Annotated in this window: 21 protein-coding genes; 8 read left to right on the forward strand and 13 right to left on the reverse strand. The window is 45.0% G+C overall.

From position 1 onward, the window contains the following. Window positions 1-6: 6 nt before the first annotated feature. From JWG45_RS03080 to JWG45_RS03125, 10 genes are all read right to left on the reverse strand, one after another. Complete coding sequence (locus tag JWG45_RS03080) at window positions 7-621, reverse strand: MotA/TolQ/ExbB proton channel family protein (RefSeq protein WP_205278316.1); 615 nt, start codon at window positions 619-621, stop codon at window positions 7-9. Window positions 622-696: 75 nt separating this feature from the next. Continuing rightward, window positions 697-1,215, reverse strand: a complete 519-nt coding sequence (locus JWG45_RS03085; RefSeq protein WP_205278317.1) for a hypothetical protein — start codon at window positions 1,213-1,215, stop codon at window positions 697-699. Continuing rightward, window positions 1,215-3,743, reverse strand: coding sequence for a TonB-dependent receptor plug domain-containing protein (locus tag JWG45_RS03090; RefSeq protein WP_205278395.1), 2,529 nt, complete (start codon window positions 3,741-3,743; stop codon window positions 1,215-1,217). The genes JWG45_RS03085 and JWG45_RS03090 overlap by 1 nt, the downstream gene beginning before the upstream one ends. A gap of 11 nt (window positions 3,744-3,754) precedes the next feature. Continuing rightward, a complete protein-coding gene (locus JWG45_RS03095) occupies window positions 3,755-4,123 on the reverse strand; it encodes a hypothetical protein (RefSeq protein WP_205278318.1) in 369 nt (122 codons plus the stop codon). A gap of 1 nt (window position 4,124) precedes the next feature. Further along, the gene (locus JWG45_RS03100) at window positions 4,125-4,772 is read right to left on the reverse strand and encodes a hypothetical protein (protein ID WP_205278319.1); all 648 of its coding nucleotides are present in this window, start codon (window positions 4,770-4,772) and stop codon (window positions 4,125-4,127) included. Then, window positions 4,741-5,121, reverse strand: a complete 381-nt coding sequence (locus tag JWG45_RS03105; protein WP_205278320.1) for an LIC20211 family lipoprotein — start codon at window positions 5,119-5,121, stop codon at window positions 4,741-4,743. The genes JWG45_RS03100 and JWG45_RS03105 overlap by 32 nt, the downstream gene beginning before the upstream one ends. Before the next feature lie 308 nt (window positions 5,122-5,429). Continuing rightward, window positions 5,430-6,479 (reverse strand): methylmalonyl Co-A mutase-associated GTPase MeaB, encoded by a 1,050-nt coding sequence (gene meaB, locus JWG45_RS03110; protein ID WP_205278321.1) that lies wholly within the window; start codon window positions 6,477-6,479, stop codon window positions 5,430-5,432. 12 nt (window positions 6,480-6,491) lie between these two features. Next, window positions 6,492-8,690 carry a methylmalonyl-CoA mutase gene (gene scpA, locus JWG45_RS03115; protein ID WP_205278322.1) on the reverse strand — a complete coding sequence of 733 codons (2,199 nt, stop codon included), beginning with the start codon at window positions 8,688-8,690 and terminating at the stop codon, window positions 6,492-6,494. Continuing rightward, window positions 8,687-10,573, reverse strand: coding sequence for a methylmalonyl-CoA mutase family protein (locus tag JWG45_RS03120; protein WP_205278323.1), 1,887 nt, complete (start codon window positions 10,571-10,573; stop codon window positions 8,687-8,689). Before JWG45_RS03120 ends, scpA begins: the two co-directional genes overlap by 4 nt. 90 nt (window positions 10,574-10,663) lie before the next feature. Beyond that, complete coding sequence (locus JWG45_RS03125) at window positions 10,664-11,656, reverse strand: TerC family protein (protein WP_205278324.1); 993 nt, start codon at window positions 11,654-11,656, stop codon at window positions 10,664-10,666. An 87-nt stretch (window positions 11,657-11,743) separates the two neighbouring features. On the opposite strand from JWG45_RS03125, the gene JWG45_RS03130 reads away from it, so the two are divergent. The 5 genes from JWG45_RS03130 to JWG45_RS03150 all read left to right on the forward strand — a co-directional run bounded on the left by JWG45_RS03130 (window position 11,744) and on the right by JWG45_RS03150 (window position 16,250). After that, complete coding sequence (locus tag JWG45_RS03130; RefSeq protein ID WP_205278325.1) at window positions 11,744-12,370, forward strand: lysoplasmalogenase; 627 nt, start codon at window positions 11,744-11,746, stop codon at window positions 12,368-12,370. Window positions 12,371-12,432: 62 nt separating this feature from the next. Next, window positions 12,433-13,275, forward strand: coding sequence for a ferritin-like domain-containing protein (locus JWG45_RS03135; RefSeq protein WP_205278326.1), 843 nt, complete (start codon window positions 12,433-12,435; stop codon window positions 13,273-13,275). Between the two features lie 9 nt (window positions 13,276-13,284). Beyond that, a complete protein-coding gene (locus JWG45_RS03140) occupies window positions 13,285-14,442 on the forward strand; it encodes an aminotransferase class V-fold PLP-dependent enzyme (RefSeq protein ID WP_205278327.1) in 1,158 nt (385 codons plus the stop codon). 407 nt (window positions 14,443-14,849) lie between these two features. Next, on the forward strand, window positions 14,850-15,800 hold the full coding sequence (locus JWG45_RS03145; RefSeq protein WP_205278328.1) for a bile acid:sodium symporter family protein: 951 nt from the start codon (window positions 14,850-14,852) through the stop codon (window positions 15,798-15,800). 204 nt (window positions 15,801-16,004) lie between these two features. Beyond that, window positions 16,005-16,250, forward strand: coding sequence for a hypothetical protein (locus JWG45_RS03150; RefSeq protein ID WP_205278329.1), 246 nt, complete (start codon window positions 16,005-16,007; stop codon window positions 16,248-16,250). A 114-nt stretch (window positions 16,251-16,364) separates the two neighbouring features. Here the strand turns inward: JWG45_RS03150 and JWG45_RS03155 are convergent, their stop codons facing one another. Beyond that, the gene (locus JWG45_RS03155) at window positions 16,365-17,441 is read right to left on the reverse strand and encodes a helix-turn-helix transcriptional regulator (RefSeq protein ID WP_205278330.1); all 1,077 of its coding nucleotides are present in this window, start codon (window positions 17,439-17,441) and stop codon (window positions 16,365-16,367) included. 271 nt (window positions 17,442-17,712) lie between these two features. On the opposite strand from JWG45_RS03155, the gene rpmG reads away from it, so the two are divergent. The 3 genes from rpmG to JWG45_RS03170 all read left to right on the forward strand — a co-directional run bounded on the left by rpmG (window position 17,713) and on the right by JWG45_RS03170 (window position 20,620). Next, window positions 17,713-17,877 (forward strand): 50S ribosomal protein L33, encoded by a 165-nt coding sequence (rpmG, locus tag JWG45_RS03160; RefSeq protein WP_001206796.1) that lies wholly within the window; start codon window positions 17,713-17,715, stop codon window positions 17,875-17,877. An 18-nt stretch (window positions 17,878-17,895) separates the two neighbouring features. Beyond that, on the forward strand, window positions 17,896-18,354 hold the full coding sequence (locus tag JWG45_RS03165; protein ID WP_205278331.1) for a TraR/DksA family transcriptional regulator: 459 nt from the start codon (window positions 17,896-17,898) through the stop codon (window positions 18,352-18,354). Window positions 18,355-18,556: 202 nt separating this feature from the next. Next, complete coding sequence (locus JWG45_RS03170) at window positions 18,557-20,620, forward strand: hypothetical protein (protein WP_205278332.1); 2,064 nt, start codon at window positions 18,557-18,559, stop codon at window positions 20,618-20,620. Here the strand turns inward: JWG45_RS03170 and JWG45_RS03175 are convergent. Both JWG45_RS03175 and JWG45_RS03180 read right to left on the reverse strand, forming a co-directional pair. Continuing rightward, window positions 20,603-21,997: a PrsW family glutamic-type intramembrane protease gene (locus JWG45_RS03175; RefSeq protein ID WP_205278333.1), complete on the reverse strand. Its 1,395-nt coding sequence runs from the start codon at window positions 21,995-21,997 to the stop codon at window positions 20,603-20,605. The genes JWG45_RS03170 and JWG45_RS03175 overlap by 18 nt on opposite strands. 43 nt (window positions 21,998-22,040) lie before the next feature. Further along, the gene (locus JWG45_RS03180) at window positions 22,041-23,741 is read right to left on the reverse strand and encodes an LruC domain-containing protein (RefSeq protein ID WP_205278334.1); all 1,701 of its coding nucleotides are present in this window, start codon (window positions 23,739-23,741) and stop codon (window positions 22,041-22,043) included. Window positions 23,742-23,916 lie beyond the last annotated feature (175 nt).

Genomic DNA, 23,916 nt, shown 5'->3' on the forward strand with positions numbered 1-23,916 from the left:
TTTAAACTACTTCTTGCGAGACAGGCTTGCTAAAAACTCTCTGGAAAGAATTTCTAAATTTGCCTGAATGACTTTCAGCTTACGAGTAAAATAGTTATTGGCCATTACGACCGGAATCGCAACGCCCAAACCGGCGGCTGTCGCCAAGAGCGCGGTGGAGATACTTCTCATCACAAACTCCGCTCCGGTACTTCCTAACGTTCCCAAACCGTAAAAGGCTTTGATCACTCCGAGAACCGTTCCCAGAAGACCGATAAAGGGAGCGTTGTTTCCCAAGGTATTGAGGATGGAAAGATGGTTTTCCAGTTCGACTCTTTCTCCGATGATTCTTCCTTCCTGAAGTTCGGAAAGACTCTCATGTCCTCCGTTGAAGTTTTCGACGGAGAATTGAGAAAATTTAGCGTAGATGTTTCCGGGATTTTCAGCTGCGAGGGACTTTACCGAATCCAGGTTTCCGTTTCTAATTTCAGAAGTAAGAACGGGTAGGATGGCTTCCGTATTTTTTAGATTCTTACGAAAGATGAGAATTCTTTCCGTTCCAACTGCGAGGGCGACGATACTGGCAATCAGCATAATAATAAAAATGAAAGTTTCGCCGTATTCAACTAAAAACATGGTCATGATGTAGATCCTCTAATATCTTTATTTTTTAAATCTGGCGACGAAGTCACTCAGTTTTCAATCGTTTATAAATCCTTATTCGCCCGAAATGCTTACGCAGGTTTTTGTACACGCAAACGTTCCGGTGGAAAGCCCCGTTATCTGAGACAGACCGCTTTGATTACAGGTTCCCGAAGAATTTCGACTCGTCCAATAAGATCTGTTGCAATCCATAAGACAAGCCTTCGCACGATCCGTAAATTTTACGAAGGTAGCGGAGTTCACCAGCGAAGTGCAATAATTCTGATACGTCCCGAGCGTCGCACTTCCGCTAAACAATGTCACGATCCCGACTTCCGAAAGCGGAGTGGGGAGATCGGGGGCTTGATCCAAACAAGACTTTGCGGCTTGTAAGGAAGCCACACAAGACTGGATCGGATCCGTGGGAGGCAACAAAAGATATTGAAGAATCACCCTCTTTTCGTTGTCCCGATTAAAACTGTCGTCGTCGTTCGGTAAGTTGTTACAGTTCAAAACCCAATTCAAAACGAAAAGAATTACGATCGAATTTCCGATCCATTCTTTCCAATGCGATAGTAGATTCTTCTTGTTCATCAGAACTTCACCTCGATCCCCAGGTTGAAAAACGGTATCACCATTCCTCCCGGTAAAGTCAGGGTCCCGAACGTCTGGTTCGGTCTCGGATTTGTGGCGGAATAAGGACGCGTAACGTCGAAACTCTCGCCGGAAACGTTCTGCCTCATGTAGACGTTGATGACTTCGAAGAAGGTATTCACGTAACCCCACTCGTAGTTTAAGAATCTATCAAAACGAATATCCAATCGATGATAATCCGAAAGACGTTTTGTGTTAGTGTGATCCGCGAGATACGGGTTGTTTGCGGATTGGGGAACCCAAATGACTTGTCCGTTCGCAGGATTTGAAAAAGCCCCGCCGTCGTCCCCGATGATCGGAGTGATCGGAGTGGAGGTAAGATAAGACCATCTCGCACCAAACTGCCATTCCTGACTGAATCTCCAACCGAAAACGACGTTCATAATATGAGTTCGATCGTAGTCAAACAAAGTCTCTTTCGAGTTGTGATAAGACTGAGCGAGAAGCCTTTGCTCCGGCCCGGTTGCGACGGGAGCCATCAAACCGTCCGGTTTGTATAAATTCGGATTTCTGAATGTTTGGGACCAGGTGTAAGAGATCCAGCCGAACCAATCTCTGGTTCCGGGCGCCGCCGTTTTACGAAGTACGAATTCGTAACCGTGGGAACGACCGCTTCCGTTATTGGAATAATTCAGAGGTTTGTTGAGAATGTAGGGCTGGGTGACTTTTCCGTACTGATCGGGATTTGTTCCGATGAATTCAGTGATATAAGGATCGGAAACGATCAAGCTGGAGAATTCCTGTTTAAAAACTTCTCCTTTGATCTGCCAATCGGAAGTGATCTGTTGATCGATTCCTCCCCCGTATTTCACGGCTTTCTGAAATTTTAGATGAGGGTTTCCGCTCTGTTCGGAAAATTGAGTGCTCAGAGGAAAGTTATAGTGTTCTCCTCCGCCTCCGAAGACCGTAGTTCCCTTGCCGAGTCCCTCAAACTTATAGGAAATCTGCGCTCTTGGACCCAAAGCCCCATTCTTAATATAAGGAATATAATCGTATCTCGCACCGGGTTCGATGAGCAAACCGCCGAACTTAATTTTCAAAGTTGTATAAGCGTTGTAGTATTTGCTGCGTACACGATTCGTATCGGGAACCGTTCTAAAATCCGGACTCGCCGTATCGTAAGGGTTCGGGTCCGGATTGTTCGGATCGGATTGTTGAATCGTAGTTCCTGAGGTTTTGTAATTGAGAAAACGAACCTCGGAACCGAACTCGAGAGAAAGGTGTTTGTTAGGATCCCAATATGCGTCTTGCCGAATCCCGTTATAGGCTCCGCTTGCTCTTTGTTTTGCCTTGATCGAACCCAATGCTACGTTAAAATCCGTAAACGGATCATAGCTGATCAATGTGATACGGTTGGAGAATTTTTCGGAGGCTCTCCAGGTATAACGAAACGCCTGAGTTCTATAACCTTGACCTGCGGAAAGATTTCCTCCTGCAAACGCGGCTAACTGATCTTTGGTGGGATCGTTCTGAGGTTTCGCGGGAGGATTCAAAGCGAAGTCGTCTTTTGCGGTTAAAGAATAGAATGAAATCTGGTGTTGATCGTTGAAGTTATAGACCATCTTCACTTGAGAATCCGTATAACGGGGCAAACGAACTCCGTCCGGAAGAAGACTCCCTCCCGAAAGATTGCCTAACGTTTCAAACGTCTTATCGATGTAACCGACTTTAACCGCGCCGAGGACGTAACCTTTCCCGCCGGCGAATGTGGTCTGGTAATTGGCGGAAGCGGCCCAGAGAGAAGTCAAAAAATTTCCGGAAGTTTTCTGAACCTTATCGGGAGACTCGATTTCGATCACCCCGCCAAGCGCGTTGTTAAAATTCGAAGGAAGAACCCCGGTATAAACGTCCATCGACTTGATCAGGTTTCCGTTAATTGTAGCGGTCAAACCGTCGAAGTGAAACGGATAAAGAATCGGAAGATCGTCATACAAATAAAGGTTCGTATTCGGGTCGGCTCCTCGGAAAACATAGTTACTCGCGCCCCCGCCGAACGCAGAAACGGGAACGACTCCGGGAATGGTTTCGATTGAACGAAGAGGCTCCCCAAAAGTTCCGGGCATCCGTTTGATTTCTTCAAAACGAAGTTTGGTCCGGGACATGAGTTGTTTTTCTCTTTCACCCGTAACGTTGATTCCACCTTTACTGCTTACGCCGCTTACGGAAGCGGGATCGGTGTAAATCAAAACGGTATCCGAAGATTCTCCAACTTCCTGGCGAATCTCCTGCATTCCTGTATCTCTCAGAATCCGAAAGGTATAATTCCCGGAAGCAGGAACCACTCCTTCAAAATAACCTTCAGCGTCCGTCTGGTAGAATTTTTTAGTTTCCGAAATCCGAACGCTTACGTTCGCTTCTCCGGAATTTTTACCGCGAGAATAAATACGAGCACGAAAGGTAACTTCCGCAAAAAGTTCCCCGGCGGGAAAAGCAAGAAGAATGACTAATAAGTTTCGAATGAGTTTCATCATCTGCCTTTCTATAATTTAGTTTTTACGAAAGTTTCCTGGAAGTTGAGATACCAAGGAATATCGTCCAGAGGTTTATCAACGTAGAGTAAAACACAAGCAAAGGGATACGAAACAAAAGGGCATTCCGATCTTGTGATCGCAATCGTACAAAGATCCAGATTCTTCTGTTGAACGTCGTCGAAAACGAGCGGAAAGGGAGCCGGAATCGGAGTGCCGCATTTATTCGCCAAATAATTCGCAGCCGCATAGATCTGACTCTGCGAATCGTTGGGAGGAACGACCTCGGGCCGAACACAGTTTTGCGAAAACAAAACGATCCCCACAATCCAAACAAAGTAGAATGTTTTGAATTTCAGTTTTTTATTATATTCAAACATACTAATTCTTTTTACCGCCGACGGAAATCCCGCCCGATTCCTGAGTTGTATTCGGACCTTTTTTGCCTCCGACCGAGATCCCGCCCGATTCTTGCCCGGAATTCGAAGACGACTTTTTACTACCCACAGAAATCCCTCCGGAAGAAGGGGAATCCGATTCCGATCCTGCCGAGGAAGGATTTTTCGCGGCTTCCGCGTCTTTCTTTTGCTGTTCGAGTTTCAGTTTTTCGGCTTCCTCTCGGTTGCCGATGACATTCCCTTTTACTTTCAAAACGGAAACGGTTCCTAAAGGAAACATAACGTGCGTTTCATGCCAAACTTTGATGTTTACGATACTTCTTCCGCCGGGAACTTTTTGAACCGCCTGGCTCAACGCATAATCTATGCTGATCGGATTGGTGATTGGAATCATACCGAACACAAAAAACGTGGAGGATTCTCCGATGGATTCTTCCAAAACGTCGTAGCCGGAAGTTCGGATGATCGTCGCCGAATCATACATTTCCGGAGAACGAACACGACCTCCGGGAGAAAAAAGGGTCGCTCCCATACAATTTGCAAGAGCGGCAAGAAGAAGAGTGGAAAAGATTCCGTTTCCGAAAAAACGAAAGAGCTTTTTATTTAGTTCTCTTTTTACCGGATTGATCATTGAGTTGATCCTCGAATTTGATCGCTTCTGCGTTGATATGGAGTCTGTTTACGGTAATAAAAAGAAGAATATACTTGTCCGTCCAATAACGAATGTTGATCAGCGCGTCGGCTTCTTTTTCAGCTAACATAGAATTGACGAGTTTGTCTATCGGAGGCTCCGATAGTGGAATTCCTACAATCGCCATATCGAAGGTGTTCCAACTTTTGTGGCCTTCCACCGGACCGATCACCTTGTATTTGCGATCCGCTACGGGAATATTACTGGTCGCCAGTCCCGCCGAGGAAGTGGCGCAATTTGTAAGAATGAATGAGCAAAGAATAAAAACGAAAATCTGAAACGATCTCATGATACCTGCCTGCAACCGGGGTAAAATCAGTATCCCTGAAAGAGCGATTTTTATATAAAATCTTCCAATCGGATAAGTGTATCTACCAGATAGTATCTGGTAGATACAGACGCAAGAATAAATTCTCAACTGAAAATTACGAACCGATTTCTTTTAATTATTGTAATCTTCATTTTTAGAAAAGAATGACAAGCTCATAGAAAAAAAGTTTCGTTTCCGGAAAAAATAACCTCCGAAAAAAGAAAAATCAAATTGAATTCAGAGGTTTTTTTGGGAACAAATTCGGAACTTGTTCGGTCCGGTGAGGATCACTTATGATTTCTTTTTCTATATTCTTGGATCAATTTTTCAGCGGCTTGAAAAGAACTGATTTTGTGTTGGCTTACCTTTTCTTCCATATCCTGATAGAGATCCTTCATCCGGGAATAGAAATCACCCATCAGATGTTCGGAGACGGTTTCTTCCAGCCAATATTTCGCCTGATCGGTTCTGCGAATTTCAAAGTACCCGTTGGACTTTAGAGTTTTCTCATATTCTAATATTTGAGTCCAGATCTCCGAGATTCCTTCCTTGGTCACGGCGGAACAGGAAAGCACCTTCGGGGTCCAACCGTTCTCATTGGAAGGAAAAAAATGAATCGCGGATTGTGTTTCGACACGGGTAAGCTCGGCTCTTGCCTTATTGTCTCCGTCGGCCTTTGTTACTGCAAAAAGATCCGCCATTTCCATAATACCTCTTTTGATCCCTTGGAGTTCGTCGCCCGCACCCGCAATCATAAGAAGCAAAAACAAATCCACCATAGAATGTACCGCCGTTTCGGATTGTCCAACTCCGACGGTTTCCACAAAGATCGTATCAAAGCCTGCGGCTTCGCAGAGATAGATCGTCTCCCGGGTTTTTCTTGCGACTCCGCCCAGAGAATCTCCGGAGGGAGAAGGCCGAATGAATGCAGAGTCGTTTCTTGATAAATCGAACATCCTCGTTTTGTCTCCGAGAATACTTCCTCCGGAAATCTGGCTCGAAGGATCGATCGTAAGAACTGCGAGTTTTTTTCCCTGAGAGATCACGTGCATCCCGAAGGCTTCGATGAAGGTGCTCTTTCCGACTCCGGGAATTCCTGTGATTCCGATTCGAACCGAATTTCCGGAATGCGGAAGACAAGCGTCGATGATTTTTTCTGCGAGTTCTTTGTGAGCGGGGAGTGAACTTTCGACGAGAGTAATCGCACGGGCAAGTATCATCTTGTTTCCGGAAAGAATTCCTTTTACAAATTCTTCCGCAGAAGGAAGGGCCTTTCTGCGGATTCCGGTGGATCGGACTCCGCCGGAAGAAACTCCCGATGATTCTAACCCGCTCAAAAAAGATTCTTCCTAAACGTTTACTTTAGAAGATTCTAAATCTTTAATGAGAAGTTCTAAAATATCCGCGGCCGCTTTGGAGATTTTGGTTCCCGGTCCGAAGATTCCAGTCACTCCCGCTTTGTAAAGAGTATCGTAATCCTGTTGCGGAATCACTCCGCCGGCGATGACCATGATGTCTTCTCTTCCGAGTTTTTTCAATTCTCCGATGACTTGTGGTACGAGAGTTTTGTGACCCGCCGCCAAACTCGAAACTCCTAAAATGTGCACGTCGTTTTCTACGGCTTGTTTCGCCGCTTCCGCCGGTGTTTGGAAGAGAGGCCCTATATCGACGTCGAATCCCATATCCGCAAAACTCGTGGAGATGACTTTCGCACCTCGATCGTGTCCGTCCTGACCCATCTTCGCGACCATGATTCTAGGACGTCTTCCTTCGAGGGTCGCGAACTTGTCCGAAAGTTCTTTGGCTCTTTTGAAATCCGGATCGTCTTCGATTTCGGAAGAATAAACTCCCGAGATAGAACGGATCGTTGCTTGGTATCTTCCGAATACTTTTTCCATAGCGTAGGAGATTTCTCCGAGGGTCGCACGTTTGCGCGCGGCGTCCACCGCCAATGCGAGAAGATTTCCTTCTCCACCGCCGGCGCATTTTGTGATCGCGTCGAGAGCAGCGGTCACGTCGGCTCCGTTTCGATTCTTCTTTAACTCCGCGAGTCTGCGGAGCTGAGATTCTCTCACGGCAGTATTATCAATATCTAATATGTCTAAGGGTTTTTCTTCGACGGCTCTATAACGATTGACTCCGACGATCACGTCTCTTCCGGAGTCGATTTTTGCTTGTTTGCGTGCGGCGGCCTCTTCGATTCTCATCTTAGGAATTCCGGTTTCGATTGCCTTCGCGATTCCGCCTAACTTTTCGACTTCTTCGATGAGTTCCCAAGCGCGGTGTGCAAGAGAATGAGTGAGAGATTCTACGTAGTAGGAACCTCCCCAAGGATCGACGACGCGGTGAATGTTCGTTTCTTCCTGCAAAAAGATCTGCGTGTTTCTGGCGATTCTCGCGGAGAAGTCGGTCGGAAGCGCGATCGCTTCGTCGAGCGCGTTCGTGTGAAGAGACTGCGTATGTCCGAGCGCGGCCGCCAAGGCTTCGATACAAGTCCTTGCGACGTTGTTGAACGGATCTTGTTCGGTCAAACTCCAACCGGATGTCTGACAGTGAGTTCTGAGCGCCAGAGATTTTTGGTTTTTTGGATTGAATTGTTTTACGAGTTTCGCCCAGAGAAGACGACCGGCTCTCATCTTTGCGATTTCCATAAAGTGATTCATCCCAATCGCCCAAAAAAAGGAAAGACGAGGCGCGAATGTATCCACGTCCATTCCCGCTTTGATTCCGGTTCGAAGATATTCGAGTCCGTCTGCAAGAGTGTAGGCGAGTTCGATATCGGCGGTCGCTCCGGCTTCCTGCATGTGATAACCCGAAATTGAAATCGAGTTGAACTTGGGCATAAAATCGGAAGTGTATTTAAAAATATCGGCGATGATCTTCATCGAAGGAAGAGGCGGATAGATATACGTATTCCGAACCATGAACTCTTTTAGAATGTCGTTCTGAATCGTTCCGGAAAGTTTATCCGCGCTCACACCTTGTTCTTCCGCGGCTACAATATAAAACGCTAATATAGGAATCACGGCTCCGTTCATCGTCATCGAAACCGACATCTGATCCAGAGGAATTTGATCAAAGAGAATCTTCATGTCTAAGATCGAATCGATCGCGACCCCGGCCTTGCCGACGTCGCCTACCACACGTTCGTGATCGGAATCGTATCCTCTGTGAGTCGCCAAGTCGAATGCGACCGAAAGACCTTTTTGTCCGGCCGCTAAGTTTCTACGATAGAATGCGTTGGATTCTTCCGCGGTGGAAAATCCAGCGTATTGACGGATCGTCCAAGGTTGTTGGACATACATCGTGGAATAGGGCCCGCGTAAGTAGGGAGGAATTCCAGCTCCATAGTCGAGGTGTTCCATCCCGGCGAGATCTTCCGCAGTATAAACCGGTTTTACGGGAATCTTTTCGGGAGTGTTCCAGATCTTCGGATCGATGGAACCTAAACCTAACTCGTCAAGAGCCGCCTTTTCCCAGTCGGATTTGGAAACGGCTTTGTTTCCCTGTGGCACATAACGTTTTGGATCAAAACTCGGACGTTTCATTGGATGCCCAGCCTTTTCTGAATGGTTTTCAGAGTTTCTAAATGTTGGGATTTTACGTGGATAAACAATTCGATTCCTTTGGATTTGATAGAATCGATTTGTTCCACCGGATTCCCGGCTACGATTCCTAAAAGATTTGAGTTCTGTTTTTTGAGAACGGAGAAGACAGAATCCACAAGTCCGGAAACCTCTTCGTCACTGGTGCAAAAGACGACGACGTCCGCGTTGTGTTCCTTTAAACCTTGCAAGGCTTCTTCCGGTGTCGCATAACTTCCCGGATCGATCACCTTGTAACCGGCGCAGGCGAGAAAGTTTTGGGAGAAGATGGCTCTTGCCTTTTTCATCTTCAAATCTCCCATCGGAAGCAAAAGTACCGTCGGAGTTTTTCCGTTTTTCTTTGCAAAACCTTCGGTCTTGATACGAATCTCTTCGATTCCGGCTCCGGCTCTGAATTCGGGAATCACTTCGCAGGTAAGTTCTCCCGGGACCGATTCGATCGTTCCCGAAAGTCCGTGAACGTTGAGTTCACTCACTAAAATTCTATCTTCTCCATTCGGATACTGATTGGTTCCGAGAAGAATTTCTTTTCGGATCGCGAGATTGTCTTCTTTCTTCTTTCTGGATTCGGAGATTTTCTTTTGGACGATTCCTTTTTTTACGGCTTCTAAGAATCCGCCGGCGGATTCGATCTCGCAGAAAATTTCCCAAGCTTTTTTTGTGATCGAATCGGTGAGGGATTCGAGATAATACGAACCCGCGGAAGGATCTACCACTTTGTCCACGTGTGATTCGTGTTTCATGAGGAGCTGGATGTTTCTCGCGATTCTCAGAGAAAAAGAATCAGAAGTTTTTAATATACTATCGTAAGGAGAAACGTTGATCACTTCGCAGCCTCCGATCGCGGCGGACATCGCTTCCGTCGTCGCACGAAGCATGTTCACGTTTGGATCGTAGGCGCTGTAGTTGTAGCGACAAGTGTGGGCGGATAAAAACGCGTGCAGAGACGATTCTTCTTTGGGTTCGAATTCTTTGAGAATCTCCGCCCACAAAATTCTCGCGGCGCGAAACTTTGCGATCTCCAAAAAGTAATCGGGACCGATGGAGAATTCGAAAATGATCTGAGACGCGATCGTATCCACTGACATTCCCGCTTCTCGAAGTTGTTGTACATACTCCGCACCAGCGGATAACGTGAAAGCCAATTCTTCGGAGATCGTGGAACCCGCGTCTCGAAAGCTGGAAGAATCAACGCTGAGTCCTCGAAAATGCGGCCAAGAAGAAGCGAACGATTCTAAGATTTCCTTGAGCGCAGAAATCGAATGTTTTCCCGATCTTCCGTGTTTGAGAAGAATCCGAAACGGATCATAGCCGAGTCCGCCTACAAGAACCTTTCCTTTCGGAAGCCAAGAGAAAATTTCAGGAGATCTTTCTTCCGCGATAAAATGAAGCGTCACTTGATCGAAAGGAAGTCCGTCGATCAGAGCTTCCAAATCCTTGGAAGAATGGACCGGGATTCCTCTTTGCGGAGAAGTTTTGTTTTCGATGACAAATCCGATTGCAGTCACGCCGTTTTTCGCGGCGTCTTTTGCAAGACGATTCGCTTCCGCGACGGATGAAGAATCAAAGTCCTGACGGATGCTCCAGTCTTGAACGAGCTTTCTTGTGGACCTCGCGAAAGGAAACGTCCCCGGAAGATTGGATGTCAGCCATTGTTTGTCTGCGATATCTTCCTTTGTATAAACGGGTTGGATCTTAAATCCTTCCGTCGTTTCCCAAACCAGTTTTTTCTCAAAGTCCGCGCCCTTGAGATCTTTTTGGATGACCGCCATCCACGCTTCCCGAGTGACCGGGGGGAAGTCGGTAAATAATTTCTCGTTTGCCATTTTGAATGTTTCTCTTTTTTGAAAAGGCCCTACAAAGTTCTCTTTCTAGGGAACCTTGCAAAACCCTGGTGTAAAGTCAAAAACCCATTCTCAATTTCCATTTTTGGTTTTGAGATAGTGGGGAACGGATGCCAGAATCGAAAGTGTAAGAGTTCCTACGATCACTCCTAAGGACACAAGGATCGGGATATGAACCTCGTATCCGAAAACGTAAGGTGAAAAAAGAGGAAGAAGAAGTTTTAATCCTACGAAAGCGAGCAAGACACTCACTCCTTTTTTGAGAAAGACAAAAAGTTCCATCACACCCGAAAGCATAAAGTAGAGGGAACGAAGTCCGAGGATCGCAAAGATATTCGAAGTATAAACGATAAACGCGTCGGTCGTGATCGAAAAGATCGCCGGGATCGAATCCAAGGCGAACATGATATCGCTGAATTCAACGACGAGCAACGTGATGAAGGTGGAAGTAAAAAGATAGTTTCCGTGTTCCTTGACTACGAACTTTTCCGGGTGATGCGCGTGCGTCATCGGAAGAAACTTCTTCGCAAACTTGATGATCGGAGAAGATTCCGGATGAAAGTCTTCCTCTTCTTCCTTATGAACATACATCTTGACCGCAGTATAGAGAAGAAGAATTCCGAAAAGATATAAGATCCAACTGAAAACGGAAATGAGTTCCGCGCCGACAAAGATCATAAAGGCTCGAAAGATCAAAGCTCCGATGATTCCCCATTTGAGAATCAAAGGTTGATACTGAGGAGTGATCCGGAACTTCTGAAAGACCATGATAAAGACAAAAAGATTGTCCACGGAAAGAGAATATTCCAAAAGATAACCGGTGATAAATTCAAGGGCTTTTGTTTTTCCCGCTTCCGGATCGTTCGGACCGTGATCCATAACGAGAATCAAAACGCTAAACGAAATCGCGAGACTGAACCAGAAAAGAGACCAATAAACGGATTCTCTGAGAGGAATTTTGTGGGCTCGTTTGTTGAGAACAAAAAGATCGAGGTAGATGAGAAGTCCCAAAACCACGGTAAAAATTCCAATTAACGTCAATTCTCCGGAGTTTACTTGGTTCATTTATCCCTCTTGTTTTTCCCGATTCTGGATGACAGAATCCAGGCTCTGTACAAAATTACAATCCCAATTCCCAAGAAGAAGGTTCAGATGATTTTACTGTTATTCTCCGTCGCGTCGATCGCACACTTACTCGCAATCTATTTTGCACCGGGGGAGATCGCCCTCAAGTTAGGAACCAAGGTGGTTCCTATTTTGATTTTAATCTTTTTTTCCGTCTTCGAAGGAAACTGGAAAGACCGTTCCGGAAAATACATCTTCATCGGTTTGATCTTCTCTCTCTTTGGAGATACGTTCTTGGCGCTTCCGGGAAATTATTTCGTCTTCGGACTCGGCTCTTTTCTTGTCGCACAGATTTTATATTCGATAGGATTTTCGGTGGGGAATCCGGTGCATATAGTACGACTGATTCCGTACGCAATTTTCGGAATTTCATTCTACACTTGGATTCTTCCGGGAATGGGAGCTTCTTTGTTTGTTCCCGTCGCCGTTTATGTAAGCGCGATCTGCGTAATGGGTTGGAGGGCTTCTTCCAGAGAATGTCCAAAACCAGAATACTGGAAATCTTTCTTCGGGTCTTTGATCTTCATCGGCTCGGACAGCTTGATTGCGATGGGAAAATTTCTATCGCTTCCGATTCCTTGGATCGGAGTTTGGATCATGATCACTTACTACGCGGCTCAATTTCTGATCTATGAATCCGTGGAAGAAAATTAAATAATTATTGATTCAGTCTGTAACTTAACTAAGATAGCAAAGAAATCGGGAGAATCTTTATTATGAATATGAAACCCTTAAAAGAAACTACATTTTTAGAAGCTGTCGCCGCCGCGATTCAACACGAAAAGGATTACTTCGAGTTTTATATGAGCACTTACGAAAAGCTTCCTCCCGGAAATACCAAAGAGCTTTTTGAAAGACTCGCCGAAGAAGTCGACGATCATATCAAATTCATTACGGAATTGTACGAACAAGCCGAAGGTTCCGAACTTCCGAACTTAAAACAACTCACAGCGATTCATAAGTTTCACGATTCCACTCTTCAAAGAATGATGAACAAGGTGGAGAGAACGATCTCGGGACCGGGAAGTAAGGACGCGCACGAAGCGCTCGAACTCGCGATCCGGGAAGCGGAGAACAGCGTTTCTTTTTACGACAAACTCGCGAACAAGTTCGAAGACGTGAACATCAAATCTCTCTTCACAAAACTAAAAGATTACAATAGCAACTACCAATCTCTTCTGGAAACGGAATTGAACGGATTGGATCAATCCGGCTCCGGACAACAAGGAACCTTTTTCTGGGACGAACAAGCGGAGGAAGTAGCAAAGGCGGAAGCAAAACCGGCAAAGAGCGCGGCCGCTCCGAAAAAACCGAAGGCTCCTGTGGCAAAACTACCGGCTCCGACTCCAACCGCAAAAAAAGCGGCGGCGCCTGCTCCTAAAAAATCCGCGAGCAAACCGGTTGCGAAAAAGGCTGCACCTAAGAAGAAAGCCGCTGCGAAAAAGGCAACGCCAAAACCTAAAAAAGCAGTAAAGAAATCCGTTCCAAAAAAAGCGGCTTCCAAGAAAAAGATAGCGCCGAAAAAGAAAACTTCCGCGAAGGCAAAGAAAAAAAGGTAAACGATAAGAATGCAATCCGCCGCGATTACAGATTGGAAGGAAATCCAAGATCTTTATCCTGTGAATCAGGAGATGATCTGGCTGAACAATTGCGGAACCACTCCTTGCAATTCAGAGACGATCGATACGGTCCGGGAATATTTGGAAGGTTACGCCAAAAAAGGCGTCTTGACCGAAGTTCGCAAATATGGAAACGTAAAACATTCGATTCGAAAGATCATTGCCGGGTTGATCAACTGCGATCCGGAAGAACTCTGCATCATACACAACACCAACGAAGGAATGAACTTTCTTTCCCTCGGGTTTCGTCTCAAATCCGGAGATGAAATTCTTCTCTTAGAAAACGAATACCCGAGCAATATCTATCCTTGGGAACACTGGAAAGAAAAAGGTGTAAAGATAGGAACCATTCCGATGGCAACCACACCGGATCAATTTCTGGACAATCTCAAGGCCGCGGTTTCTCCGCAAACAAAGATCGTTTCTCTTTCCGCAGTTCATTGGTGCACGGGAATGCCGTTTCCATTGGAAGAAATCGGAAACTTCTTGGATTCGAAAGGAATCGATTTTGTTCTCGACGGAGCGCAAGGAGTAGGTTTGGTTCCGATCGACGTTAGAAAGATGAAGTTGAAATACATCGCCTTTCCCGCTTGGAAGTGGCTACTCGGTCCTTTAGGACTTGGGATGTTGTACATCCAACAAGATAAGATCGACACGCTTGCCTTTCCGTTTAAGGGCACCGGTTCCGTCGTCAACGACGAGGTTTATTTGCCTTATCGCGCGGAACTCAAACCGGGAGCGGACCGTTATGAAATCTCGAGCGGGAACTTTCTGGATTGGGTTTACTTCCAATCCACGCTCGAAATGCTTCAGAAAATCGGATTTCATTCCGTGATGGAAAGAATCTACGAACTCGCGGATTATCTTTCGGAAGGAATGAAAGGAATCGGATTCCAGATGGAACTCGATCATTTTCCGGATTACAGAACCGGAATCGTGGTCGGCAACAAGGAAGGAATTTCGATGGAAGATCTTGTTTCGTATCTCAAGAAGAATGGAGTGATGTGCGCCCTTCGTCTCGGGAAGGTTCGTTTTTCCCCCCATATTTACAACCGAAAGGATCAATTGGATCGAGTGGTGGAATTGCTCGGTAATTTTGCCCCTTAGAAAGAAGAAAGTTTTTCGAACCCGAAAATGTGGGAACTCATACTCAAAATGGGATGAGGAAGAACGATTCAAAACGGAGACGAATCAACGGAAATCCGTGGGAACTCCTCGGTTTGTTTCGAGATTTCGAAAGGAATTCCTTTTTCGAAGTTTTGAACAAACCCGAAAGGAAAAGACAGAGGATAACTCCGGATTTTCCTGAGAAAAAGGTAGAAGGAAACCGGTTCCCCAAAGAACCACAAAAAGCCGTTTTGAATGGAAGCCTCTTAGAAAACATGTAGGGAGCTCTTACAAAAATATCCTTTTCCCGTTCTTGCAGCGGATTCTTAGATAAAAAAAGAACTCTTTTACTTTTTTCATTTCAATTCGAAAGAGAAAACGGAATTCTTAGGAAGATACAATTTCCATTGGCGACAAACAAATTTCAAAAAATCAGTGAGATCGGAACCTTATTGTTTCCGGTCTGGGTATTGACCGGTTCGATTCTTTCCTTCTTTTATCCGGAGTGGTTTACCTGGTTCACAGGACCTTGGATCACCTATGGACTCGGCGCGACGATGCTCGGAATGGGGATCACACTTTTACCACAAGACTTCAAAGACGTTTTCAAAACGCCGATTCCGGTTCTTGCCGGAGTGATCTTACAATACACCGTGATGCCCCTTTCCGGTTGGGGAATCGGAATTCTTCTCGATCTACCTAGCCCGCTCGCGACCGGGCTCATTGTCGTTTCCTGTTGTCCAGGAGGTGTTGCGTCTAACGTGATCACTTATCTCGCCAAAGGAGATCTGGCGCTTTCGGTTTCGATGACCGCGTCTTCCACGATTCTTTCCGTCTTTATGACTCCCATGCTTACCTTGCTCTTGATCGGGCAGGGGGTAAAAGCATCCGCGGGAGGGCTTTTTTTCGATACGTTTCAAGTGGTGATTCTTCCCGTGGCGCTGGGAGTAATCCTGAATTCTTATCTCCCGAAGATTTCCAATAAAATTCAGATCGTTTCACCGCTTTTTGCCGTGTTTCTGATCACGATGATCGTTTCTTCGATTCTCGGCTCGGGAAGGGAAAAAATTCTTCAATCGGCGGGGTTTTTGATCCTGGGAGTTGTGGGTTTACACGTTTCCGGATTTTTCTTCGGTTATTTGTTTTCCCGGATTCTTATCAAAAATCGAAAATCCGCAAGAACCATCTCCATCGAAGTCGGAATGCAAAACTCCGGACTTGGAGTTGTTCTTTCCAGAAATAATTTTTCCGATCCATTAGTCGCCATTCCAGCGGCAATTTCAAGCCTCGTCCATTCCCTGATCGGAAGCCTTTTAGCGGCTTTCTGGAGAAGATCGGATCCTGACGGAAAGAAATAATTCAAAGAATCCGCTGCTTTACCGATTTCAACTCAGTTCGCTTAACAAAACCAATTCCTAAACGACGGGGACAGGCTCTGTCCATCCTTATAAATTCGAAAACATTACAAATGTAATAGACTGGAATTATAATCTATGACAGCTGGGAGTGGAAAACGGGAGCTCAGAACGGTTATAATGAGATAGAAAGGAAATCAAAGTTGTATGGTTAGAGTGAGCCAAATCGCGGTCTTAATACTGCTTGCGGGTTTTAGCACGGAAGCGAGCGAGCTCGAAATAAAGAAGCAGTACGGCGGAATCGAGGAGAAAGCCGCGCCGCGGATCCTGACAAAGAATTTTTTTTCCACCAAAGATCTCATTCTCCGAATCGTACAAACCAGTTCGAACCACAACTTGCGATCCGAAAGAAGAAACTGTGTTTTCTGTCATTCCGGATCGGAGAAAATTTAGCAATCGCATCCTAGCAAAATGGATCGATAGTTTTCCAAAGAGGCAAACGATTTCTTCGAGTCTTGTTAAAAATCGGCTCGTATTCTTTTCTTCGAATTCACGCATCCTTCGATTTTATTTCCGCTTTGAAAGAAAGATGGTCAACCTCTGTAGCTGATCCTTTGAGGTGGATTTGGATTCCGGCAAAACTTTGGCGTAAATGTTCTTCAAGTGATTTCTCAAAGTACCGTTGGAAACGTTCAAAATCAATTGGATGAAAGTCCGACTGTGTCCGGCCTCTACGAGTTCGCAGATTCGAATCTCCTGTTTCGAAAGCCCGTAACCTTCCAGATTCGAACTCGGAACCGAGAGGATTTCTTCAGTGTTGTAAGAATGGAAAAAAAGAAAGGCCATAAACGAACACGCGCTCAACGAAGAAATTCCTGCGACGTAAATCTCCCGAAACGGAACGAATTTAAGAACGGTCCAGAAGAACATACCGATCGTCACTCCGATCGCAATCGAAATGAGAATGTTCGCGCCGATTCGAAGCAGACTTGCTCTTCCTGCATTGTATCGATTCAAATAAACCGAAAGAACCACCGAAAGTGTTGCGTCGACGACGGGGTGTAGGGGAGGAAAATCCATTCCATACAAAGGTAGAAAATTCGTAAAAAGAGCGGACCACCAAAAAAGAAACACACCCACGAAAAACCGTTTTTCGAAAAATACGTTCCATTGAACTGGCTTTAAAAAAAAGTAAATACACACGCACATCGAAAGAACGTGAATACCGATTCCGATCGCTCCGCCGGCTGGAGAAACGAGAGGAGCCAAACCGAATGGAAAGGATTGAAAACCCGCGATAAAAACCCGAGGGAAAGAAGCACAAAGAAAATCCAAAACGAGAGCGATCGCAAAAACGAAAATCGTAAACCGATTTAAAATTCTTCTCCCCGTACAAAAACTCGCCATCCCAACGAGCACTGGGGAAAGGATAAAAAAAGAATGACACTGAAAAATCCACCAAGCCAGTCCGAGTTCTTCCGTGGAAGCGGTACACATCGCCGCAGTAGTCGCATTTTGAATCCCGATCGCGAGATAAAAAACCGTCATCAGCTTATGGAAGCGATGATCCCGACGAATATTTTCAATCAAACAGCTCGCATTCGCAAGAGCCGCCATGATCGGTACTATGAAAAAAATTTCCAAAATAAGTCCATTTTGAGAATGTTGGCAAACGAGATCGAAGAAAATACCACTCTGATTCTAAGATTGAATTTACAACAAATTTCTCGTCCTTTTTCGAGAATTTAATCTATTCCTCCTTGATTTTTAAGCCCTCTCACTTTTTCTAGCAGAATACAACCTCCAGTACGACATTTTCAGGACTCAAGAACCAACTTTTGAACCGAATGGAACTGAAAATCAGGAATTTTCCGTCTTACTATGAGGAATTTATTGAAATCGAGACAGTAGCGCCATGAGAGAAATTATCAAGCTCGTTTGTCAGGAACCAGGTTGTTCAAAGGGAAAGAGTACTTATCTCCTTACTAAGAACAAAAAGGCTAAAACCGAAAAACTGGTAACTAAAAAATTCTGCAAATTTTGCAGAAAACACACCGAATACAAGGAAACCAAGGTCTAAGATTTCCAGGAAATAGGTATGACTGCAAAAAAACCAGCACCCGCGTACGACAAAAAAGCTCTTCAGGAAATCAAAGAGCTTCTCCTAGAGAAAAAAAATACTCTCTTGGAAAAGTACGCCCACTGGGAAGATAACAGTAAACCTTCCGGTCTCAAAGAAATGGGGGATATCGCCGATATCGCTTCCGAGATCAACGAAGAAACTCTGAGTTCGGTTCTTTCCGAGGCCGAAATCGAAACAATCCGTGAAATCGATGTCGCTTTGGACAAGATCGAAGACGGAACCTACGGGGTCTGCGAAGGAACCGGAAAAAAAATTCCAATCGCGCGCCTCAAAGCAATTCCTTGGACTCGTTATACCGTTGAATTTGCAGAAACTCTTTCCAGAGGAAAGGGCGGCTTTATGCGGAAAAGCAACGCGGGAAGCCTCACTGGCGCCTATAAAATTCCTACCGACATGGATTCGATGGACGACTGATTCGTTCTTCTTTCCTTCCTTTTTTATACACCTTCTTTCCTAAACCTTATCTTTTTATAAAAGAAAGAATTCACCCTTGGAAGTGCCGGACAGGCGCTTTAGGAATTCTTCGCTTATCAATTTCTTTCTAAGAATCGGAAAGCTTTTTCAAAAACGTTTTTTAGATTGAAATCTGATTCTTTTTACAAAATCCTCTTTATTCGTGCCCGGATTACTCAACAAACTCAAGCCTCTACGGACTCCAACCTTTTTCGGACTCATCCTTTGTTCCATTCTCTCTTACATTCTTTTTCGAAGTTTTCTTTTTGTTCGAGAAACGGAAGGATCCGGGATCGTCGCGATCGGTCTGATCCAATTTTTGTTCGGACTCATTCCCAATCTCTATCACCGCAAACCCGGAAGAATGTTCACAATGGCGGGGGCTCTGATTCTACCGGGACTTCTCTACGAGAAACACGTTGTTTTTGGTTCCCTCAGCGGTCTGTTCGCGGGTGCGGTTTTAGGAATCTTTTTGAGACAGTATATTTCCACATTTCATTCTCAGACCGTAAACGAAGAGGACCCAATATTCCGTTTTTTTTATATCAATCGTCCCTATAAATCCTCTCTTCCGTTTTATCAAAATCCGAAAACCGGAATTCTCGCGTTGATTGCGATCCTTCTTTTGGAACGTTTTTTTGTCTATTTCAACGCTCCACCTTTTAAGGGTTTTGGAATCTTAGATACGGTATTCCTTCCGGGTATAAGTTCCAGATACGCGTTCGGATTGAGTCTCGATTTTTTCGGATCCTGGATGCTCGCAATTCTCTATTTTTTAGCGGAAGAATCCTCCTCCCACGAAAGCGATTCTCCCGTTAAGTATTGGAGACAGGGCCTTTTCGCCGGAGTATTTTTGAATATTCTAATGTTCTTAATTCAAGGGCTGACACGACGCTCGGCGATTCCTTTTACTCCGATGATCGAAGATTCTTATCTTTTTTCGGGACTTTTAGGCGACGCCGGTTCTCTCGACTGGTTTTTTCCACTTTTGATTTCTTACTTCTTTTACTATATCCATTCCAGAAGTTGGAGAACTCCCACAACCGTCGTTCTCAGTCTGGGTCTCGTTCTTCCTTTTGTCCTCTTAGGAAAACATTTTAGCGCCGGTGCGTGGGTCTTACTTTTTAGTTCCTTACTCTACGCATACTCGATAAACTATTTTCCAAAGATCCGCAACAAATGGTGGAGATGGTCCTACATTCCTGCCTGCGTCGTTCTTTGGATCGGATGGATCGTTTTTCTCGTCTGGATCGGTTCCTTCCCTTGGTCTTACGAACCTTGGCAAGAATTTCATCTGGCTTGGAGCAAAGGTTATCGCGGAGCCGCCGGCAATCTCGGCCGTTTTTTAGATCTTTTTTGGGGTGAAGGTTGGATCCAAACAAGAGCCGCGTGGAACTGGGTGAAACCTTCTCTCTGGTTTGGAAACGGAATCGGAAGTTTTGCTCTCAACTGGATCGATTCCAGATCGGTGAGTGTAGTTCCTCCGGGAGGGATCCGGGAATTCTCTCTTTCCTCTTTTGTCTTTTTGTTTCACGACGGGGGAATCCTTTTCTCACTCGTCTTTTTGATTTGGATCGGCCTGGAAATCGCCTATCGAGATCACTGGAAAGTCCTGATTCTTCTTCTGCCGATCGTATTCTTCTTTATGCCTTGGACCGGAAGTTCCGGCGCCGCCTCCTTCGTCTGTCTTTGGTTGATTACTTCTTCTGCGCCTTTGAGCCGACAATTGCATCGAGGATTTGGAGGAGGATTCAATTTATTCGCTCTGATATTGGGTTCTATCTTTTTATTCTATTCCTTGATTCAGATCGCTCCGAATTTGAGAGGTCCCGAGTTCCGTTATGCGGAATTAAAGACGTATCAGTTGATGGCGAAAAAACAAAATCAAAATCAGAACGGAATTCGATTTCATGAATTTTCTTCCGGAGCGACTTGGGTTTTGGCGGGAAAGGCTCCGATCAATTTGCGTGCGTTTGTTCCCGTCTCTCAACAAATTTCAAAAGAAGATAAGGCTTATGTTCGTTGGTCTTTCTTGGGACCGGATTGGATCGAGATCCAATCCAAAACATTACCCTTAAATCTCAACCCGAGCGCGGTGGGTCTCAATGTTCCCGAACGAGCCAAGTATTTGAAAGCGGAAATTCTTTCAGGATCCGTTTTTGAATCTCAAATAGAAACCTTCGGAATTTTTGCGGAAGATTTTGACGGGCTAAATCGGGTGCGTTGATCCACGTCTTTGGTGTCCGATTTGATCTTTTAGATTGTGAAGTTGTTGTTTGGCTCTTACAAACAATCTCCAGAGGAGAAGTTTCCAAGGCGGACTTACAAAGATAAATACGGCCCCCGATTCGAACTCGGGATCGTCTTCTCTCACGTTTAGCCAGACGGGAATCGCTAAGATATTCTGAAATTCTTTTCCAGCGATGTAAAAAGTCACATAAACACGATCTCCGATCCGCAAAGATTTATCCACGGGGGAATAAAATCCCTTTTTGGAAAGGGAATAAGCCAAAGAATGATATTCTCTTTCCTCCTGCACGATCGAAACCGCAATAAACAAAGGAATCCTCAAAATTCTTTCCCGAAAAAAACGCGGATTGAGAATTCCTCTGGATAAGATCAAAATACAAAGCCAAATCGGATAAACCAGAAAAAGCCCGATAAATTCTGAAATCCGAATCCCACCCAAAAGGACGGGAATTCTTTCAGGGAACATTAAATAAATAGAATATAATATCGCCGGTATCGAAAAAAGAACCGAAGAAACCGCAATTTTTACCTTGGAAAGATTTCTAAAAAAAGGAATCTGAATTTTTTTCTGTTCCAAACTCTGGCTCGCTCGCAACCAGGAATCGTATCTGGTGAATTTGGAAACCACTTTGTAATCGTCCTTAAAAAGACCAATCGATTGTAAAACTTCTATAGGAAGAATGTTCTGTGAAATCGTTAATAAATATTCCAAGATAAAAAATCCGGACGCGAGAATCAAAGGTAAAAGAAGAATCGAGTCTCCGTCTATCAGCAAAACGTAATTGAAGGTTCCGTGCAAAAGGAAACAACCGACAAGGCTATAGAAAAGTCCTAAAAAATTAAAGGAAGACGGCCGGGATTGATAGTATTCCAAAACGGCATAGCCGTAGATTCCGCCCGTAAACGTATGAATCGGAAGCGAAGTCACCGCGCGGAGAAACAAGGGCCAAAAATCCAGGATGGGAGAATAGAGTAGGTTCTCCAGAAGACCGAATGTTACGCCTAATGTGATTCCGAAATAGATTCCGTCGGAAGTATTGTAGACCTTTTTCAATCCCTTAAAATACCAGAGGATTACTACAAGTTTTGGAATCTCTTCCAAAAGGGAACTTCCGAGAAAGGCCCTTTCAAAATAAGAGGTTTCATTCAAATGTTCTTGAGCTAGGACCTCGGGAAAAATAGCGAGCCCTACGGTAAAAACTCCGGAGAAAATGGCTGAAAGATCAAAGCTGATTCGTTCGGGGTGATAATAGGTATTTCGGTAAAAAAACCAGTAAAACCCGGTCGCAAAAATTGCGGTTCCGAATTTGAGAAGGGTGAGGGGGAGTTCTTCGAATCCTAAGAAGAGGAACATATTCCCTTTGATTATCGGAATATGCCCTCTCTGTAGTTGATGTTTACGCTCTAGAAAGAGTTCTTCTTTTCAAAAGAAAGGCGGAAATAGCGCCGGCCGCCATCAGAAAAATTGCGACAAGAAGTCCATTCTCCTTTACCCCCAAAAGAAGGAATCCAAGTAACCCGGAATCGTCCTCGGGAACCGGAAATACCTTGGCTTGGTTCGTGATATGTTTATACCAATCCTTGTAGGAAGTTCCGTTCGAAGCGACCCAGAGATTGAATTCCTTATATCCGCTCTGAGAATCATTGCGGATATCCAAGCCTTCGTACGGATATTTCCAAGTGCCGGGAACCAAAATCGCCCAAGGAAAACGATTGGAATCGAGAAACTGATCCGATCCGTTTGAATTCTTATAAAGCCCTGAAAAGTGGATTTCCTTTCCGGTATTGATTACCTTGATAAAAATATCGTAAGGATAATTTCCAAGGGCGCTTTTTTTAACGGGAGAATCAAAGACAACTTCGATCGTCGCAATATGACCCGGTTTGAAAACACCACCTGGATTTACGTTCGGATTGGAAACGGTCTTGTTCGATTCTTCATGGATTTGAATTCCCTGATTCAGATCCGAAGCGCTAACTTTAACCGTATTGAGTGAGGTTACTTCTTTCCCGTCTTCACGAATCACTTTTCTTGAAAAGGAAGCTCCTACCGAGACAGGAAGTTTGAGATGAAAGGTATGTCTGTAACCGGCACCTCTGGCGACGTGTTGATAGGTTCCTCTCAAACGAATTACATCCCCGGCCGCGTTGAGGTCTTCCTCGTTGTGAATGTGAAGAACGTAGTCGTTTAAGTCCGCGTCCCCTGCGCTCGGATAAAGGTCTTCATAAGCAACCGTGCTCACACCTTCGGAAGGAATCCGAATGAGAGAAGCGCGAGTCGGATCTTGCGGGTAAGAATCGAGAGTATCGGGAATCCCGTCTGCGTCCGTATCCGTAGGAGCTGCGACGACAGGCAACAAAATCTCATACTTGATTTCGCGATTGATCCCGATGACGTTGATAAGATTGATGAGATTGGAAATCGATTCACCGCCTGCCGTAATTTCCAGAGTGATTTGGCCTACGGAAGTTTCCACCGTGATCGTTCCTGAAACCTTTCCGGCGCTGTCGGAGATTCCTTGAAACAAAATGTTTCCGTTATTATCGGAAACGATTACGGTCGCTCCGGAAATCGGATGCGATTGTTTATCAATGACAAGCAGATTGAGAGGAATCGTTTGAACCGTATTGTAATTGAAAACGGGAGTTCCTACTTGATCGTCCACGGTAATGACGCCCGTGATCGGAGATGGATTGTTCCCCGGGTTAGAATCAGTCCCCGTTGTAGGAGTGGTACTTCCTACATTGGAAGGATCGGGAGAGCTCGAAGAACCACCGGAGGAAGAATTTCCGTTGGAAGCGGAAGCAGAGTCAGACTCGGAACTTTCCGTGTTCGTCGATGAGACCGAATTCGAAGAGGTAGTGGTATTGCCGGAAGAAGCCGTCGGAACGACTGCGTTGCCGTCCGAGGCGGAAACAATCACGACCGAACCTCCGTTCGAAGCGGTGGCAATCTCCGCACTTGCTCCGGATGCAGCATTCGCAGCCGGCGTATTGGAGTTTAATAGAAACAACAAAGGCCAGAGCGCGCCTTTCTTCTTATGACTGCAGTCCACTAACATGCTCGAAACAAGTAGCAGAAGAATTAGTTTTTTCATGATCTCTAACATCCCGTTTTTATTTAATTAAATCATAGGACGAAGCCCTAGATAGAAAATACTACAGGGAATAGATATTTTATAAAATTCTTAGATTGGAAAGAACTTTTAGCCGTCTTTTACTGTTCTTTAAAATAAAACGGTCTGACGAAAAAAGACACATTGAACGAAAAAA

The organism is Leptospira ainlahdjerensis (assembly GCF_016919175.1).
GTDB classification, from domain to species: domain Bacteria; phylum Spirochaetota; class Leptospiria; order Leptospirales; family Leptospiraceae; genus Leptospira; species Leptospira ainlahdjerensis.